Genomic DNA, 16531 nt, shown 5'->3' on the forward strand with positions numbered 1-16531 from the left:
ATACAAGTCTGTCCATTGGGGATGTGACGGACTGTCGGCCGGGTTCGGCCGAACCGGTGGCGGATGTCCGGCGGGCGGTGGCCGGACCGTTGGGCCGAGGGTCGGGCGCGGCGTACGCTTGCGCGGATGAACGCCACCGATCGCACCCCCGCCGACCTGCTGGGTTCCGCGCTCGCCGCGGATCCAGGACGTCCCCTGGTGACCTTCTACGACGACGCCACGGGCGAACGTGTCGAACTGTCCGTGGCCACCTTCGCCAATTGGGTGGCCAAGACCGCCAACCTCCTGCAGGACGAGCTGTCCGTCGAGCCCGGGGACCGGGTGGCGCTGCTGCTGCCCGCGCACTGGCAGACGGCGGTGTGGCTGCTGGCGTGCGCGTCGGTGGGCGTCGTCGCGGACGTCTCCGGGGATGCCCGGGCGGCCGATGTCGTGGTGAGCGGGCCGGACCGGCTGGAGGAGGCGCGGGCCTGCTCCGGCGCGCGGATCGCGATGGCGCTGCGGCCGCTCGGCGGACGGTTTCCGCAGGCTCCCGAGGGGTTCACCGACTACGCGGTGGAAGTCCCGGGGCAGGGTGACCGGTTCGTGCCGTACGCACCCGTGGATCCGGAGGCGCCCGCACTGATCGTGGCCGGGCGGGAGTTCAGCGGGGCCCAGGTGGTCGAGCGGGCCCGGGCCGAGGCGACGGCACTGGGCCTGACCGGGCCGGGGTCGCGGATCCTGTCGGGGCTGCCGTACGACACGTGGGAAGGGCTGAACGCGGGGCTGTACGGGCCGCTGGCCACGGGCGGTTCGGTGGTGCTGTGCCGGCATCTCGACCAGGCCGGGGACGGCGTGCTGGACAAGCGGGTGGAGAGCGAGCGGGTCACGACGATCGCCCACGGCGCCGCGGAACGTTAGCCGGGCCCCTCCCGCGCACGGCCGTCAACGTACGGCGCCTCCCCGGACGGCCCGTCCCCGCACGGCCCGTCAACGTACGGCGCCTCCCGGCGCGGCCCGTCCCCGCACGGCACCTCCCCGCACGGCCCGTCCCCCTACGACTCCTCCCCGCAGGCCCATCCCCCTACGCCCCCTCCCCGAACGACCCATCCCCTTACGACCCATCCCCTTACGACCCGTCCCTCGTACGGCCCATCCCCACCCACCCCCCGCCCTTCATCCGCGCCATGGTCGTAGGAGCAGTGCGCGCGGGGCGTTCCTACGTCAGGAGGGGTGGTTGCTGTCGTGGGCGACAGGGTCGGTCCGGGCACGGGGGCGTCCGCCAGCGGGCGGGGGCTCGTGCGGCGGCGCCGGCGGCGGTGGGTGCGGATCACGACGTTCGGCATCACGGCTCTGCTCGTGGCCGCCGGCGGGGTCGGCTGGGCCGTGTACGCGAAGCTCAGCGGGAACATCACACCCGACGAGGCGGCCGCCGCCGAGCTCGAGCGCTACGACAGGGAGCGGCCCACCTCCCTGGTCAAGGACGCCCGCAACATCCTGCTGATCGGGTCGGACTCGCGCGAGGGGACCGCCAACGCCCGCTACGGGCGGGACAACGGCACCGAGCGGTCCGACACCACGATCCTGCTGCATCTGTCCGCCGGCCGGGACAACGCCACCGCCGTCTCCATCCCCCGGGACCTGATGGTGGATCTGCCGGGCTGCCGGCGTCCGGACGGGTCCCGCAGCGCGCCCCGGTTCGCCATGTTCAACCAGGCCTTCCAGCTGGGCGGCTCGGCCTGCACCATCCGGACCGTGGAGAAGCTGACCGACATCCGCGTCGACCACCACGTCGTCGTCGACTTCCACGGCTTCAAGGAGATGGTCGACGCGGTCGACGGAGTCGAGGTGTGCCTGCGGCAGCCGATCGACGACCGGGCCGCCAAGCTCCGGCTGCCCGCCGGGCGCGTGACGCTGAACGGCGAGCAGGCCCTCGGCTACGTGCGCGCCCGCAAGACCCTGGGCGACGGCAGCGACACCGAGCGGATGGAGCGGCAGCAGCGTTTTCTCGGGGCACTCGTCAACAAGGTACGCAGCAATGACGTCCTGCTGAATCCGGCGAAGCTGTATCCCGTGCTGGACGCCGCCACGTCATCCCTCACCACCGACCCGGAACTGGCGAGCTTGCGTGGTTTGTACGCACTCGTGCGCGGCCTGCGCGACATCCCCATGGAACAAGTGCAATTCCTGACCGTCCCCCGGGAGTCGTACGCCTACGACAGCAATCGCGACCAACTCGTGGAGCCTGCGGCAAAGCGACTGTTCGAACGGCTGCGTACCGACACACCGGTGGTCGTGGCGGGCAACGGCCCACGTGAGGGGTCGTACGGGGATTCCCGTCCGGGCCCCTTCCGCGAGCCCGCCGTCACTGTTTCTCCTCCACCGACGTTTCGGGGGAACACGGCAGCCGAGGACACCTGCGAGTAAAGCGGGCACCAAGGCCACTCGGAGGCAATGGGCTCTTCACCCGGGAAATGGGCGAATTGCCCAACTGTAGGGACGTGGAATGGGTCACCGTCGTCGCCCGGCGCCGAATGGGGCGGTTAGTGTGAGCGATCCGGTGCGACCGGCCCCGAGGGAAGGTCCCGAGGTCGCGCACTGTGTGACCGAGACCCGAGCGCCTTGGAGGGGAAGGCGCCGCGTGCCCCGACGGAGGAATCAGGCAACCGTGGACGCGCAAGGCCGTGGGCGGGCGGACGACATCGATCCCGCAGATCAGTGGGTGCTCAATCCGAACACCGGTGAATACGAACTGAGACTGGGGCCTTCCGCACCGCAGTCGGGCGTCCCCGCGCCGCGCAAGCCACGGCCCTCCGAGGCGGCCCCGCCGGCCCGTGGCCGTACGGCCGCGCCCGGCCGGCCGCGCCCGGAGACGCCCGGGCGTGCGGTGCCCCCGCCGCGCAGGCGCCGCGGGGCGCCGGAGGAGCCGCTGCCGGGGCGGCGCGGACGGCGCCCGGCGAGGAAGGCGTCCAAGGGCCGGAAGGTCCTGCTGTGGACCGGCGGCGCGATGGCCTTCGTCCTGGTCGCCGGCGCGGGTGCCGCGTACTTCTACATCGAGCACCTGAACGGCAACATCGCGTCCGTCTCCGACGACGGCGCGAGCACCGGTGGCTTCGAGAAGGACAAGGCGATCAACATCCTGCTGATCGGCACCGACAAGCGCACCGGCAAGGGCAACGAGGACTACGGCGACGCGGGCAGTGTCGGGCACGCCGACACCACGATCCTGCTGCACGTCTCCAAGGACCGTTCGAACGCGACCGCGCTGAGCATCCCGCGTGACCTGATCGTCGACGTGCCGGACTGCCCGACGACGCAGGAGGACGGCACGCAGAAGATCATCCCCGGCACGCAGCAGGTCCGCTTCAACACGAGCCTCGGCCAGGACGGCCGTACGCCCAGCTGCACGATGCGGACCGTGACCGAGCTGACCGGGGTCAAGCCGGACAACTTCATGGTCGCGGACTTCAACGCGGTCAAGACGCTGACCAGCGCGGTGGGCGGGGTCGAGGTCTGCGTGGGCAAGGACCTCGACGACCCGGACTCGCACCTCAAGCTGTCCAAGGGCACGCACACCATCGAGGGCGAGCAGGCGCTGGCGTTCGTGCGCACCCGGCACGCCGTCGGTTTCGGCGGCGACCTGAGCCGGATCGGGCTGCAGCAGCAGTTCCTGAGCGCGCTGATGCGCAAGCTGAAGTCCAACGACACCCTCACCAGCCCGTCGAAGATGCTCGACCTGGCCGAGGCGGGCACGAAGGCGCTGACCGTCGATTCGCAGCTGGACAGCATCGGCAAGCTGAAGGACCTCGGCCTGGAGCTGGGCAAGCTCAACACCGAGAACCTGACCTTCACCACCATCCCGGTGATCGACAACCCGACGGAGAAGGTCAAGGCCACGGTCGTGCTCAACGAGTCGACGGCCCCCCAGGTCTTCGACATGATCAAGAACGACGTCTCCTTCACCGCCGTCAAGGAGCGGAAGAAGAAGGAGGCCGCCGCGGTCGCCGCCCGGCTGAAGGGCACCAAGGCCCCGGCCTCCGAGGTGCGGGTGCGGATCCTCAACGGCGGTGCCGTCGCCGGCAGCGCCCAGGAGACCCTCAGCTGGCTGCAGAACGAGGAGGGCGTGACCAAGTCGGAGAACGCCGGCAACGCGCCCGCCTCGCTGGCGAAGACGACCCTGGAGTACGCGCCCGACCAGGCCGACCAGGCCCGCCGCCTCGCGGACCTGATGGGTCTGTCCGGGTCCGCGATGAAGCCGGGCGAGAGCGTGACCAACGACCAGGGGCTGCCCGCCATGACGCTGACCCTCGGCAAGGACTTCGAAGGGGCGGGGGTCTCCCTCACCGCGCCCACGAAGGCACCGGAGGGGGTGCAGAAGTCCACCGCCGACAAGGTGGAGTGCGCCAAGTGACGTGCGATTCCGTCGGGTTCACGGGACTTCCTTCAAACAAATGGGCTGGATTGCCCAATTGTGAGACGTGGAATTTGTCACCGACGTCGCTTGACGCGGAACTGTGCGGATAGTGTGTGCGATCCAGTGCTCTCACCCATGAGGTCCGTCCTGGGGGCGTGCACTGCTTGACCAGCACCGTGCGCCTTCCGGGGGAGGGCGCTGCGTGGCCCGACGGAGGAATCAGGCACGTGGACGCGCAAGGCCGTGGGCGGGCGGACGACATCGACCCCGCAGACCAATGGGTACTCAACCCGAACACCGGTGAATACGAACTGCGACTGGCTCCTTCCGCAGCGCAGTCGGCCGTTCCCGGCCCGCGTGAATCCGGCGGCCGTGGCACGACCGCCGGCCCGCGCGGTTCCGGCGGCCGTGGCGCGACCGGAACGGGCGGTGCGGGAGGCGCCCGCCGGACCGCCCCCGCCCGGCGTCCCGGGGCCTCGGCACCCGGTGACGAGGCTCCCTCCCCGCGCAGACGCACCAGCGCCCCGGCCGAGGCGGCCGCGGGACGGCGCGGACGCCGCCCGGTGCCGAAGAAGGCGAAGGGCAGGAAGGTCCTGATGTGGACCGGCGGCTCGCTGGCCTTCGTCCTGGTCGCCGGCGCGGCCTCCGCATACCTCTACTACGAGCACCTCAACGACAACATCACGTCCGTCTCCGACGACGGCGCCGGCACCGGCGGGTTCAGCAAGGACCGTGCGATCAACATCCTTCTGATCGGCACCGACAAGCGCACCGGCAAGGGCAACGAGGGTTACGGCGACAAGGACAGCGCCGGCCACGCGGACACCACGCTGGTGCTGCACGTCTCCAAGGACCGCACGAACGCCACGGTGTTGAGCATCCCGCGCGACCTGATCACCGACATCCCGGACTGCCCGACTACGCAGGACGACGGCTCGGAGGAGGTCATCCCGGGCAAGCAGCGCACCCGCTTCAACAACAGCCTCGGGCAGGAGGACCGCACGCCGAGCTGCACCATGCGCACGATCACCGAGTTGACCGGGCTGAAGATGGACCACTTCATGGTGGCCGACTTCAACGCGGTCAAGACGCTGACCAGCGCGGTGGGCGGAGTCGACGTCTGCCTGGCCAAGGACATCAAGGACCCCGACTCCAAGCTCGACCTGCCCAAGGGCGAGCACACCATCGAGGGCGAGGAGGCGCTGGCCTTCGTACGCACCCGGCACTCCGTGGGCTTCGGCGGTGACCTGAGCCGGATCGAGCTGCAACAGCAGTTCCTGGGCTCGATGCTGCGCAAGCTGAAGTCCAACGAGACCCTCACCAGCCCGTCGAAGATGATCAAGCTGGCGGAGGCGGGCACCAAGGCGCTGACCGTCGACTCCCAGATCAACACGATCAAGAGGCTGGCCGATCTCGGGGCCGAGCTGGGCAAGTTCGACACCAAGAACCTCACGTTCGCCACGGTGCCCGTCGTCGACAACCCCGCGGAGAAGGTCAAGGCCACGGTGGTCCTGAAGGAACCCCAGGCCCAGCAGCTCTTCGCGATGGTCCGCGACGACGTGTCGCTGACCGACGTGAAGCAGCAGAAGAAGAAGGAGAAGACCGCCGAGGCCGCCCGGCTGAAGGGCACCAAGGCTCCGGCCTCCGAGGTGCGGGTGCGGATCCTGAACGGCGGTGCCGTCGCCGGCAGCGCCCAGGAGACCCTCAGCTGGCTGCAGGTCGAGGAGGGCGTGACCAAGTCCGAGAACGCGGGCAACGCGGAGCAGCCGCTCGCGAAGACCACGCTGGAGTACGCGCCCGGTCAGGCGGACCAGGCCCGCCGGCTCGCCGACATCATGGGCCTGTCCGGGGCCGCGATGAAGCCGGGCGAGAGCGTGGACAACTCCCAGGGCGTGCCCGCGATGACGCTGACCCTCGGCAAGGACTTCGAGGGTGCGGGCGTACCCCTCACCACTCCGGCGAAGGTGCCCGAGGACGTTCAGAAGGCCACGGCCGACAAGGTCCAGTGCGCGAAGTGACCTGACCATCCCGTCCTGCGTCTAACAGGTGGACGGAGCATGCCCGGACGAATCGGCCGGGTGTACATCCGACCGGGCATGTCAGTGGTCCAACCAGTAGCGGGGACGGCCGTGCGCCGGCGGAACACCGGGGGAACCCGTGCTCCGGGCGGGCACGGGTCGCCCGCGATCCGAACACGACGCGGGGCCAGCCCGTGGGTCGGCCGTAGGGGTGGGGAGGCAGGGGCATGGCGCAGAGTGACGTGCGCGGAGGCAGCACCCGGCGCGAGTCGGGCGGCGGCCTCGCCCAGGACGAGCGTCCGGGGACGGCGGCGGGCGCCGCGGGCGGGAGCGCGGGAGGCAGGGGCGGCCAGGGCCGGCGGCATGGCCGACGGCGGGGCGGCGGACGCCGGATGGTGCGCTGGTTCGCGATCGTGCTGTCCGTACTGATACTCGGGACGGCCGGCGCCGGATACCTCTACTACCGCCATCTCAACGGCAACATAGACAAGGGCAAACGCAACAGCGGCGAGTCCGACATCAAGAAGACCGGCCCCAACGCGGCGGGCCAGACCCCCCTCAACATCCTGCTGATCGGTTCCGACAGCCGGAACTCCGCGGAGAACGTCAAGCTCGGCGGCAGCAGGGACAACGTCGGCAGCAAACCCCTGGCGGATGTGCAGATGCTCCTGCACGTGTCGGCGGACCGCGAGAGCGCGTCCGTGGTGAGCATCCCGCGGGACACCCGGGTGGACATCCCCAAGTGCGTCGACCCCGACACCGGGGAGACCTACCCGGCCAAGAACACGATCATCAACGAGACGCTCCAGCGCGGCGGCCCGGGCTGCACCCTGGCCACCTGGCAGAACCTGACCGGCGTGTACATCGACCACTGGATGATGGTCGACTTCGCCGGAGTGGTGGACATGGCGGACGCCATCGGCGGCGTCCCGGTCTGCGTCAACCAGAACGTGTGGGACCGGCCGCTGCCCGGCCAGCGCGGCGGCTCCGGACTGAAGCTGAAGGCCGGCACGCACAAGGTGCAGGGCAAGGAGGCGCTGCAGTGGCTGCGCACCCGCCACGCCTGGGGCAGTGACCCGCTGCGCGCCAAGGCACAGCACATGTACATGAACGCGATGATCCGGATGCTGAAGGAGCAGAACGTCTTCACCGACACCGGCCGTCTGATGGGCCTGGCCGAGGCGGGCACGAAGGCGCTGAAGGTGTCCGAGGAGATCGGCACGGTCAAGGAGCTCTACGACGTCGGCATGCAGCTGAAGTCGGTCCCGACGAACCGCATCACGATGACGACGATGCCGTGGATCGAGGACCCCCTGAACCGCAACCACCTGGTGCCCAAGCCGGAGGACGCCGACAAGATGTGGGCGATGCTCCGTGACGACGTCTCCTTCGACAAGGGCGGAAAGGCGCGCGCGGGGGCCGCGGGTCCGTCCCCGGCGTCGGTGAAGGCCACGGGTCCGGCCGCCGCGCCGGCCGCGGGGCTGTCGGTCACCGTCGTCAACGGGACGGCGAGCGAGGAGCGGCCCGCCGTTCCGCAACGGGCCGCCGCGATCGTGGCGGCGCTGCAGCAGGAGGGCTTCACCCAGGCCGTCGCCGCCGGCCGGCAGGATCCGCACGCGCGGACCCAGGTGACGTACCCGAAGAGCACGGGGGAGCAGGGCCGCGCCAACGCGCTGTCGGTGGCGAAGGCGGTGGGCATCCCGAGCAGCCAGGTGCGGGCCACGGACGACGTCACCACCACGCTGACGATCGGCGGCGACTGGCGGGAGGGCACGGCCTACCCGAAGCAGAAGGCGCCCGAGGCGGGCGATCTGCCCGACTCGGCGGACGCGCTGAGCGCGGACAAGACGGAGTGCATGGACGTGTACCCGCCCTACCGGTGGTGAACGCGCCCGCGGCATGAGCCGCGTCGGTCGACGCCGCACGGGATCGTGGGGCGCCATGGCCAGGGCGAGAGAGCGGGGCCCGCCGTCGCGGAAGGAAGGCGGGCCCCGCCACGTCGCGCCGGAACGGTGCGCGCTCAGCGGCGCAGGGCCTCCGCCGGCTGGATGCGGCTGGCGCGCCAGGCCGGGTGGAGACGGGCGAGCACGCCGGTCGCCAGGCCGACCAGGGGGGCCGTCACGACCGTCGCCGGGTGGAGACCGCTGACCCGACGGAAGTCGTACCGCTCCGGCGCCCGCAGCGGCCCCGGCTGCTGATCACCGCACACGGGTGTCCTCGCACACCATGGGCTCCTCCCCGGCGGGGAGGAGCCCATGGCCGCGTCGGCTCAGCTCGCGGCGGCGTCGGCGCGCACCGCGGGACGCCGGGAGGCGATGACCTTCCTCGCCAGCGCCCGCGGGCTGGTCAGGAAGCCCCAGCCCCACGACATGTGCATCGTGGCCAGCGCCACGGGGATCTGCAGCCGCGCCTTCAGCGGCAGGCCCTTGCCCGCCGGGACCGAGCCGAGCAGGATCGCCGCGAGGTAGCCGCCGGGCACCACGAAGCCCCACGGCGTCAGCAGGGCGCCCACCAGGAGCCCGGCCCCGATCGCGCACACGGCGGTCGGCGGGGCGAGGTAGCGCAGGTTGATCGAGCCCTCGTGGAAGCGGGCCACCACGTGCCGCCAGCGGCCGTAGTCCTTGTACTGCTTGGCGAGCGCCTTCACACTCGGCCGGGGCCGGTACGACACCTTCAGCTCGGGCGAGAACCAGACCAGCCCGCCGGCCTCACGGATGCGGAAGTTCAGCTCCCAGTCCTGGGCGCGGATGAACTCCACGTTGTAGCCGCCCTGCTGCTCCAGCGCCTCGCGCCGGAACACACCCAGGTAGACGGTCTCGGCCGGGCCCGCCTGACCGCCGGTGTGGAAGGCGGCGTTGCCGACCCCGATCTTCGAGGTCATCGCGGCGGCGACCGCGTGCTCCCAGTCGGTCTCGCCCTCGGCGTGCATGATGCCGCCGACGTTCTGCGCGCCGGTCTCCTCCAGGAGCCGTACGGCGGTCGCGATGTAGTTCGGCGAGAGCATGCCGTGCCCGTCGACGCGGACGACGATCGGGTGCCGGGAGGCGTTGATCGCCGCGTTCAGCGCCGCGGGCGTACGGCCGGTGGGGTTGGGGACGGTGTGGACACGCGCGTCTTCTGCCACGAGTTCGGCGGCGATCTCGTCCGTGCGGTCCGTGGACGGACCGAGGGCGATCACGACCTCCATCTCGCCGGCGTACTCCTGCGCGAGGATCGCTTGGACTGCTCCCCGCAGATGCCGCTCCTCGTTGAGGACGGGCATGATCACGGAAACGGCGGGGTGCCGCACGTCGGGATTGGCGTTCATAGGGGGCTCACGTTACCGCGAACGGGGGACACCGGTGCGCGCCGCCGGGGCGGTGACGCAGGCCGCAGATCGTATCGGCCTACGGTTTCACGGATCCCACGTACGGCCGTCGTCCGGAGGTGCCCCATGCCCACGCCGCCGCGGTCCCCCCGGTCCACCGCCGCTCCCCGCCGCCGCCCACAGCCCCCCACCACCCCCCGCCGTGCTCCGCGCAGGCCGGCACCGCCCGCGCGGCGGCCACGCTGGGGCATGCGGGCGGTCACCACGCTGTCCATGGTGGTCCTCGCCTCCGCCGGCATCGGGCACGCGGTGATGAGCAGCCTTGACGCGGACATCACCCGGGTCGACCCCTTCAAGGACATGAAGAACCGCCCGCAGGCGGGCCACGGCATGAACATCCTGCTGGTCGGCACCGACGGCCGCGAGAAGATCAGCAAGGAGGAGCGCCACAAGTACCGGCTGGGCGGCGCCCCCTGCCACTGCACCGACACGATCATGATCGTGCACATCTCCGAGGACCGGGAACGGGCGAGCGTGGTGAGCCTGCCGCGTGACTCGTACGCGGTGATGCCGGCGCACGTCGACCGGGTGTCGGGCAAGCGGCACCAGGGGCACCCCGTCAAGCTGAACGCCGCGTACGCCGAGGGCGGGCCGCAGCTGACCGTGCGCACGGTCGAGAACATGACGAAGGTGAAGATCGACCACTACCTGGAGGTCGACTTCACCAGCTTCATGAAGACGGTGGACGTGGTCGGGGGCGTGCCGATCTGCACCGCCGACCCCCTGAAGGACAGCTACACCGGCCTGAACCTCCCGGCAGGACGGCACACGCTCGCGGGCGGGCAGGCGCTCCAGTTCGTCCGCGCCCGCCACATCGACGGGGCGTCCGACCTCGGCCGCATGAAGCGGCAACAGCGGTTCATGGCGGCGCTCGTGGAACGGCTCACCTCGTCCGGGATCCTCCTGAACCCTATGAAGTTCCGGGACGTGACGCGGGCGGTGCTCGGCTCGGTCCGGGCCGACAAGGGCTTCGGCACGGACGAGATGCTGGACCTGGGCCGCGCCATGCGGAACTTCTCCCCGTCCTCCTCCGAGTTCACGACCGTCCCGATCGGGCGGATGGGATACGCCGTGAAGGGCGTCGGCTCCACACTGAAGTGGGACGCCGAGAAGTCCGAGCGTCTCTTCCAGGCCCTGCGCCAGGACCAGCCGCTGTCGCCGCACCGGTCGCGCGGTGCGGCCCGGATCGTCCCGGTCGCCCCGCAGCAGATCCGCGTCCAGGTGGAGAACGGCACCCGCACGCCCGGCCTCGGCCGCCGTGTGGACGCGGCCCTGGCGTCGACGGGTTTCCGCACGACACGCGCCCCCGTGAACTCCGCCACGCGTGACGTGAAGCGCACCGTCGTCGCCCACGACCCCCGCTGGGACCGCTCGGCCAAGTCCCTCGCGACCGCCCTGCCGGGCAGCGAGCTGCGGGTGGTCAAGGGCCTGGGGCCGACCCTGAAGGTCATCGCCGGTGCGGATTTCGAACGCGTACGCAAGGTGCGGGCCGAGGACCCAGGGAAGGGCGAGTTCGGGGTGGTCCGCGGCGATGAGGTGGCGTGCTCGTAGGGCCGTGGCGCACGCGTGGCGGATTCCTTCCCGCCGCCCCGTGGCGGTCGGGGCCTGGCAGGCGTAGGACGGAAGACACGAGGGTCACCCCCGGCTCTCACCGTCCCCTGGGAGGAATCATGACCCAGCAGCCCGCCACCATGACCCCGCTGAGCAAGGAGATGCAGGACTGCGTCCAGGCGTGCATGACCTGTCACAGCGTGTGCGAGGAGACCATGAGCTCCTGCCTGCAGATGGGCGGCCAGGCCCAGATGCAGATCATGCGCGCGGTCATGGACTGCGCCGAGATGACGCGCATGTGCGCCGACATGATGATGCGCCGCTCGCCCCTCATGGCCGAGATGTGCGCGATGTGCGCCCGCGCCTGTGACATGTGCGCCGAGGCGTGTATGTCCATGCCGGAGGACGCGCAGATGATGCGCTGCGCCGAGGCCTGTCGCCGCTGCGCCGAGTCGTGCCGCTCGATGTCGGCCGCCTCGATGTGAGCTGCGCCTCACGGCGAAGGGGGCACCCGCCCGGGTGCCCCCTTCGTGCTGCCTGCCCGCTCAGTTGCCGGAGACGGTGACCGGGTCGTCGTTCTTCAGCTCGTTCACCAGGGTCTTCACCTTCGCGGTGTTCCACTGGAGGTTGCCATTGGGGCTGTTGCCCGCGATCGGCATGTTCATCGACTTGCCGTCACCGCCGCTGACACCCTTCATCGCCCAGAACATGGACGCCAGGTCGAACAGGCCCATGTCCTTGTCGACCACGAGGGTGTCCAGGCCGGCGCTCATGGTCGGGTAGAGCTTGAAGGGGTTCATGATCGTGCCCGGGGTGGCGACCTGGTTGGCCAGGGCGGACAGGAACTTCTGCTGGTTCTTCGTGCGGTCCAGGTCGGAGCCCTCGAGGGCGTAGCGGGTGCGGACGAAGGCGAGGGCCTGCTCGCCGTCGAGGGTCTGCCGGCCCTTCTTGAGGTCCGCGCCGGACTTGGTGTCCTTGATGTCCTTCGGGATGTCCATCTCGACGCCGCCGACCGCGTCGACGATGCTCGCGAAGCCGGCGAAACCGATCTCCACGTAGTGGTCGATGTGCAGGCCCGTGTTGGCCTCCACCGTGCGGACCAGCAGCTCCGGGCCGTCCTCGGCGTAGGCCGCGTTCAGCTTCGTCTGGCGGCCGGTGGCCGGGTAGAACTTGCCGGAGTCGGAGCCCTTGAACGACGGGATCGTGACGTTCGAGTCGCGTGGCAGCGAGATCAGCGTCGGGGCGCCGCCGCCGGTGTGCAGGATCATCATCGAGTCCGTGCGCTTGCCCTCGGCGGACCCCGTGTGGAGCTTCTTCTTCTCCTCGGCCGACATGCCCTTGCGGCTGTCGGAGCCGACGATCAGGTAGTTGGTGCCCTCGCCCGCCTCCGGACGGTCGATGACCTTCGACAGGTCGACCTCGCGGTTGAGCTTGGAGTCGGCCCAGAAGTACGTGCCGACGCTCGTCACGACCAGCAGCGTCACCAGCGTGATGGCCGTCACCTTGATGCGGCGGCGCCAGTTCGGCGCGGGGCGCGGCTCGTACATGCCGTCCCCCGGACCGCCGGGGCCTCTGCCGCCGGGGGAGCCGTAGACCTGGCCGGTGTTGTAACCGCTGTCGTAGCCGTCGCCGGGGCCGTGGCCGCCGCCGTCGACGTACGACGGCTGCGGGGGCACTCCGCCGCCGTACGGCGGTGCCCCGCCGTACGGTGCCTGCCCGGGTGATGCCGCCGGACCGCGGCGGACCTGCCGCATGACACGGGCGCTCTCGGGCTGCGCGCTCGAGCTGCCGCGTCCGTACCGCCTGCCGCGGTTGTCGCCGGAAAATCCCTCGGGCCAGTCATTCATGCGCCCCAGTGTGCAGGTCCCCGTAGTGCGCCATACAAGAGTCGTCGGAAAATCAGAGCACGGCTGTGGCGAAGCTGACACAAATCCCCCTCATACCGCGTCGGCATAAGGTAGGGGCCATGACAGACCAGGCCCCAGCTGCGGATTCCGGCAGTCCGGATATCCCGGGCAAGCCGACTTCGGCGTCCCGCACCACCCTCAGCCACATCATGACCCACAACGACACGAACCTTCTGGGGACCGTGCACGGCGGAGTGATCATGAAGCTGGTCGACGACGCGGCGGGGGCCGTGGCGGGGCGGCACTCCGGCGGGCCGGCGGTCACCGCGTCCATGGACGAGATGGCGTTCCTGGAGCCGGTCCGCGTCGGTGACCTGGTGCACGTCAAGGCGCAGGTGAACTGGACCGGCCGGACGTCCATGGAGGTCGGCGTCCGGGTCCTGGCCGAACGCTGGAACGAGTCCGCCCCGGCCACGCAGGTCGGCTCGGCGTACCTCGTCTTCGCCGCGGTCGACGCCGACGGCAAGCCCCGCCGGGTGCCGCCGGTCCTCCCGGAGACCGAGCGCGACAAGCGCCGCTACCAGGAGGCCCAGATCCGCCGCACCCACCGGCTGGCACGGCGCCGGGCGATCATGGAGCTGCGGGAGAAGCGGGCGGCGGAGGGGTTCGAGGACTGAGCTCGAGGGTCGAGGACTGAGCCCAGGCCACCTCATCCGCCCACTTCGAACCACAGCAGCTTGCCGGCCCCGCGGTCCAGCAGGCCGTCACCGAGGGGCCAGCCACCCCAGCGGTCGGCGTACTCCTGCACGAGGCGCAGACCGCGCCCGCCTTCGGAATCCACGGGGGCGGCGGGGACCCGGTCCCAGGGCGGCTGACCGAAGGGCGCGGGAATGCCCGGACGGCTGTCCCAGACGCCGACCCGCAGACACCCGCCGACGAGCGCGGTCAGGCGGAGGGAGGCGGGGCCCTTGGTGTGCAGGTAGGTGTTCGTCACCAGCTCGGAGGTCAACAGCTCGACAGCGTCGCGGACTTCGGGTCTGCCATGGCTGTCGAGCACCGAACGTACGGTCATGCGTGCGACCCGTGCCGCGCGGGGGTCGTGGGGCAGGCGGAGGGCGCACACCCAGGTGTCCGGCGGGGATACGGTGCGCATGGAAACCTCCGGAAGTCTCGCATGGAAGGGGATGTGAACTCGCTCAACTGCCGCGCCGGGCGGTGGCAGTGCCTGGGGTGGTGCGCTTCCGGCTTAAAGACGCGGGAAGGGGCGGCACGTGATAACCCTAAGACAGACGGTTAGATGCATCTAACGCATTTCACTATACGCATCCATGCTTCACTCGTGTGAGGGAGCGCAACGCCGCTGTCGCGGTCAGGAAGGAGACGCTGTGCCGCCCACCAACAGCCCCACGCTCCGGCAGCGAAGGCTGGGTGCAGAGCTCCGCAAACTCCGCGAGCGGGCGGGGCTCACCGCCACCGGTGCCGGCGAACTCCTCGGCGTCAACCAAGCGCGCGTCAGCATGATCGAGACCGGCCGTACGCCCATCAGCGCCGACCGGGTGCGCGCCATGGCAAGCGTCTACGACTGCAACGACGAAGAGCTCGTCGACGCACTCGCCGCGATGACGGGCCGACGCACCCGTGGCTGGTGGGAGGAGTACCGCGACCATGTACCGGTCGCTCTGGTCGACTTGGCCGAGCTGGAGCACCATGCCGCTGGGATCCGTGTGGCACTGGTGATCCACATCCCGGCGCTACTGCAGACCACCGATCATGCCCGCGCCCTCTTCCAGTCGGCGGCACCGCCCATGCGGCAGTACGAGATCGAGCACCGACTCACCCACCGGATGAAGCGGCAGAGCATTCTGCACCGAGAAGATCCGCCCCCGTACACGGCGATCATCCATGAAGCGGCCCTTCGCATGGGCTTCGGTGGCCCCGACGTCACCCTTGGTCAGCTCAAGCACCTCATCGAGATGAGCGAACTGCCTCACGTCACCGTCCGAGTGATTCCCTTCGGCGCGGAACGATTCCCGGCCACGGGCCCGACCTTCGACTACGTCGACGGTGCCGTCCCGCAACTCGACACGGTCCAGTTGGACTCGCACCACGGCGCCTGCGAATTCCTCGACGCCGAGGCACAGTTGCGCAAATACCGGGCAGCACTCGACCGCATGGAGTCCTGCGCGCTCAGCCCCGCCGAGACTCGTGACTTCATCCACCACTGCATCCAGGACCTGTGAAGGAACCCACCATGCCAACTCTTCGCTGGCAGAAGTCCAGCTACAGTGCCGAGGGCTCGAACTGCGTCGAGATAGCCAGCACCGCCACCACCGTCCACATCCGCGACTCCAAGAACCCGGACGGCCCCCACCTCACCCTCCAGAGCACCACCTGGATGGAGTTCCTCTCAACCGCGTGGAGTCGGGACGCTTGAACTAGGAGTCACCCAGGAGTCGGCAGAGATAGCTCCGGTCCTCCGCGTTTTCGTTGCGGACCTCCCGCAACCCCTGAAGTGGCCACAGCGCCTGCCCTTCGATCCACGGTACGACCGTGGGTTCGTCGTCCAGCCAGCCCCGCAGGTCGGCCGTGCCGACCGGGTCGGGCAGCCCCAGCCACGGTCGCTTGGCCGGGCCGGGAGGGAGGACGATGAGCACGGCGTCAGGCAGGGCGTCCGGTCCTGCATGGCCAGGGAACAGGACCAGCACAGGCATCCCGTCGTGGGGATCGTGCACAAGAACGTACGGCCTCAGTACGGGGACGGGGGCCCGGGCCGCCCGTACAAGCCTGCGAACGGTGGCGAGCCCATAAGACTTGGCTCGCCATCCCGACACGACCATCCCTGCGCATCCGGCCACCATGATGAAGAGCCGACCTGCATCCGCCTCGTCTCCGGACCACAGCAAGAGGAACGCTGCAAGCCCTCCGCCCCCTCCAGCGAACACTCCGCCCAGATGGGATATCCGCCACAAGGTCCGCACCCGCCACCAGGGCAGGGAACGCACGTCGGCTTCACGCCGCCTGGTGGACTCCGACGGCGGCCGAGCCGTACGCCGCGCCAGCTCCGCCCACGCCGCGTACGAGAGATCTGTGAGTTCCCGCGCGTCAACCGCACTGTCCTTGGTCAGCACCACACGCGGGACGTTGTCTCTCGCCAAGCACCCGGACTCGCTCCCCCGCCAGACGGCACGCCGCTCAGTCACACGTCGGGCGACCCGAATACCGCCCCCGATCCCGCAACCGGCCAGGCCCAGAAGCCCGGTGAGTGAGCTTGTTCCGCTTTGACGGACACCATCGGTGTGGTGGTCAGGCTGCGAGTGCGGTCTCGTATTCGGCGGGACTGCGATAGCCGAGGCTGCTG

The 16531-nt window shown here is 70.2% G+C and carries 15 protein-coding genes; 10 read left to right on the forward strand and 5 right to left on the reverse strand.

What is annotated here, in order from left to right; all coding sequences use genetic code 11:
- Positions 1-126 precede the first annotated feature (126 nt).
- The 5 genes from ACFY9S_RS39140 (at position 127) to ACFY9S_RS39160 (ending at position 8294) form a co-directional block, all read left to right on the forward strand.
- Positions 127-897: a TIGR03089 family protein gene (locus tag ACFY9S_RS39140; RefSeq protein WP_391138675.1), complete on the forward strand. Its 771-nt coding sequence runs from the start codon at positions 127-129 to the stop codon at positions 895-897.
- Between the two features lie 324 nt (positions 898-1221).
- The gene (locus tag ACFY9S_RS39145) at positions 1222-2403 is read left to right on the forward strand and encodes an LCP family protein (RefSeq protein WP_391138677.1); all 1182 of its coding nucleotides are present in this window, start codon (positions 1222-1224) and stop codon (positions 2401-2403) included.
- 241 nt (positions 2404-2644) lie between these two features.
- Positions 2645-4387: an LCP family protein gene (locus ACFY9S_RS39150; RefSeq protein WP_391138678.1), complete on the forward strand. Its 1743-nt coding sequence runs from the start codon at positions 2645-2647 to the stop codon at positions 4385-4387.
- Between the two features lie 230 nt (positions 4388-4617).
- The gene (locus ACFY9S_RS39155) at positions 4618-6408 is read left to right on the forward strand and encodes an LCP family protein (protein ID WP_391138680.1); all 1791 of its coding nucleotides are present in this window, start codon (positions 4618-4620) and stop codon (positions 6406-6408) included.
- A gap of 227 nt (positions 6409-6635) precedes the next feature.
- The gene (locus ACFY9S_RS39160) at positions 6636-8294 is read left to right on the forward strand and encodes an LCP family protein (protein WP_391138682.1); all 1659 of its coding nucleotides are present in this window, start codon (positions 6636-6638) and stop codon (positions 8292-8294) included.
- A 134-nt stretch (positions 8295-8428) separates the two neighbouring features.
- Here the strand turns inward: ACFY9S_RS39160 and ACFY9S_RS39165 are convergent, their stop codons facing one another.
- Together ACFY9S_RS39165 and ACFY9S_RS39170 are read right to left on the reverse strand one after the other, a co-directional pair.
- Positions 8429-8617, reverse strand: a complete 189-nt coding sequence (locus ACFY9S_RS39165) for a hypothetical protein (protein WP_391138700.1) — start codon at positions 8615-8617, stop codon at positions 8429-8431.
- A 60-nt stretch (positions 8618-8677) separates the two neighbouring features.
- Positions 8678-9715 carry a glycosyltransferase gene (locus ACFY9S_RS39170; protein ID WP_391138684.1) on the reverse strand — a complete coding sequence of 346 codons (1038 nt, stop codon included), beginning with the start codon at positions 9713-9715 and terminating at the stop codon, positions 8678-8680.
- Positions 9716-9841: 126 nt separating this feature from the next.
- Between ACFY9S_RS39170 and ACFY9S_RS39175 the strand changes: the two genes are divergently transcribed.
- Positions 9842-11326, forward strand: coding sequence for an LCP family protein (locus tag ACFY9S_RS39175; RefSeq protein ID WP_391138685.1), 1485 nt, complete (start codon positions 9842-9844; stop codon positions 11324-11326).
- Positions 11327-11445: 119 nt separating this feature from the next.
- Positions 11446-11811: a four-helix bundle copper-binding protein gene (locus tag ACFY9S_RS39180; protein ID WP_391138687.1), complete on the forward strand. Its 366-nt coding sequence runs from the start codon at positions 11446-11448 to the stop codon at positions 11809-11811.
- 60 nt (positions 11812-11871) lie between these two features.
- Here the strand turns inward: ACFY9S_RS39180 and ACFY9S_RS39185 are convergent, their stop codons facing one another.
- Positions 11872-13173: an LCP family protein gene (locus tag ACFY9S_RS39185; protein WP_391138689.1), complete on the reverse strand. Its 1302-nt coding sequence runs from the start codon at positions 13171-13173 to the stop codon at positions 11872-11874.
- Positions 13174-13292: 119 nt separating this feature from the next.
- Between ACFY9S_RS39185 and ACFY9S_RS39190 the strand changes: the two genes are divergently transcribed.
- Positions 13293-13850, forward strand: a complete 558-nt coding sequence (locus ACFY9S_RS39190) for a hotdog domain-containing protein (RefSeq protein WP_391138691.1) — start codon at positions 13293-13295, stop codon at positions 13848-13850.
- A 32-nt stretch (positions 13851-13882) separates the two neighbouring features.
- Here the strand turns inward: ACFY9S_RS39190 and ACFY9S_RS39195 are convergent, their stop codons facing one another.
- Entirely contained in the window at positions 13883-14326 is a 444-nt protein-coding gene (locus ACFY9S_RS39195; RefSeq protein WP_391138693.1) for an ATP-binding protein, read from the reverse strand.
- A 232-nt stretch (positions 14327-14558) separates the two neighbouring features.
- On the opposite strand from ACFY9S_RS39195, the gene ACFY9S_RS39200 reads away from it, so the two are divergent.
- Positions 14559-15413, forward strand: coding sequence for a Scr1 family TA system antitoxin-like transcriptional regulator (locus ACFY9S_RS39200; protein ID WP_391138695.1), 855 nt, complete (start codon positions 14559-14561; stop codon positions 15411-15413).
- Positions 15414-15424: 11 nt separating this feature from the next.
- Complete coding sequence (locus tag ACFY9S_RS39205) at positions 15425-15607, forward strand: DUF397 domain-containing protein (protein WP_391138697.1); 183 nt, start codon at positions 15425-15427, stop codon at positions 15605-15607.
- Between the two features lies 1 nt (position 15608).
- Here the strand turns inward: ACFY9S_RS39205 and ACFY9S_RS39210 are convergent, their stop codons facing one another.
- Positions 15609-15884 carry a hypothetical protein gene (locus ACFY9S_RS39210; RefSeq protein WP_391138698.1) on the reverse strand — a complete coding sequence of 92 codons (276 nt, stop codon included), beginning with the start codon at positions 15882-15884 and terminating at the stop codon, positions 15609-15611.
- Positions 15885-16531: the final 647 nt, after the last annotated feature.

It is taken from the genome of Streptomyces sp. NPDC012474, assembly GCF_042955185.1.
In the GTDB taxonomy this organism is placed as follows: domain Bacteria; phylum Actinomycetota; class Actinomycetes; order Streptomycetales; family Streptomycetaceae; genus Streptomyces; species Streptomyces cahuitamycinicus.

What these genes read in the sequence shown, in the direction of transcription:
- ACFY9S_RS39140 (WP_391138675.1), top strand. Translation starts at nt 127, where the DNA reads ATGAACGCCACCGATCGCACCCCCGCCGACCTGCTGGGTTCCGCGCTC.
- ACFY9S_RS39160 (WP_391138682.1), top strand. Translation starts at nt 6,636, where the DNA reads ATGGCGCAGAGTGACGTGCGCGGAGGCAGCACCCGGCGCGAGTCGGGC.
- ACFY9S_RS39170 (WP_391138684.1), bottom strand. Translation starts at nt 9,715, where the DNA reads ATGAACGCCAATCCCGACGTGCGGCACCCCGCCGTTTCCGTGATCATG.
- ACFY9S_RS39175 (WP_391138685.1), top strand. Translation starts at nt 9,842, where the DNA reads ATGCCCACGCCGCCGCGGTCCCCCCGGTCCACCGCCGCTCCCCGCCGC.
- ACFY9S_RS39180 (WP_391138687.1), top strand. Translation starts at nt 11,446, where the DNA reads ATGACCCAGCAGCCCGCCACCATGACCCCGCTGAGCAAGGAGATGCAG.
- ACFY9S_RS39185 (WP_391138689.1), bottom strand. Translation starts at nt 13,173, where the DNA reads ATGAATGACTGGCCCGAGGGATTTTCCGGCGACAACCGCGGCAGGCGG.
- ACFY9S_RS39190 (WP_391138691.1), top strand. Translation starts at nt 13,293, where the DNA reads ATGACAGACCAGGCCCCAGCTGCGGATTCCGGCAGTCCGGATATCCCG.
- ACFY9S_RS39195 (WP_391138693.1), bottom strand. Translation starts at nt 14,326, where the DNA reads ATGCGCACCGTATCCCCGCCGGACACCTGGGTGTGCGCCCTCCGCCTG.
- ACFY9S_RS39205 (WP_391138697.1), top strand. Translation starts at nt 15,425, where the DNA reads ATGCCAACTCTTCGCTGGCAGAAGTCCAGCTACAGTGCCGAGGGCTCG.
- ACFY9S_RS39210 (WP_391138698.1), bottom strand. Translation starts at nt 15,884, where the DNA reads ATGCCTGTGCTGGTCCTGTTCCCTGGCCATGCAGGACCGGACGCCCTG.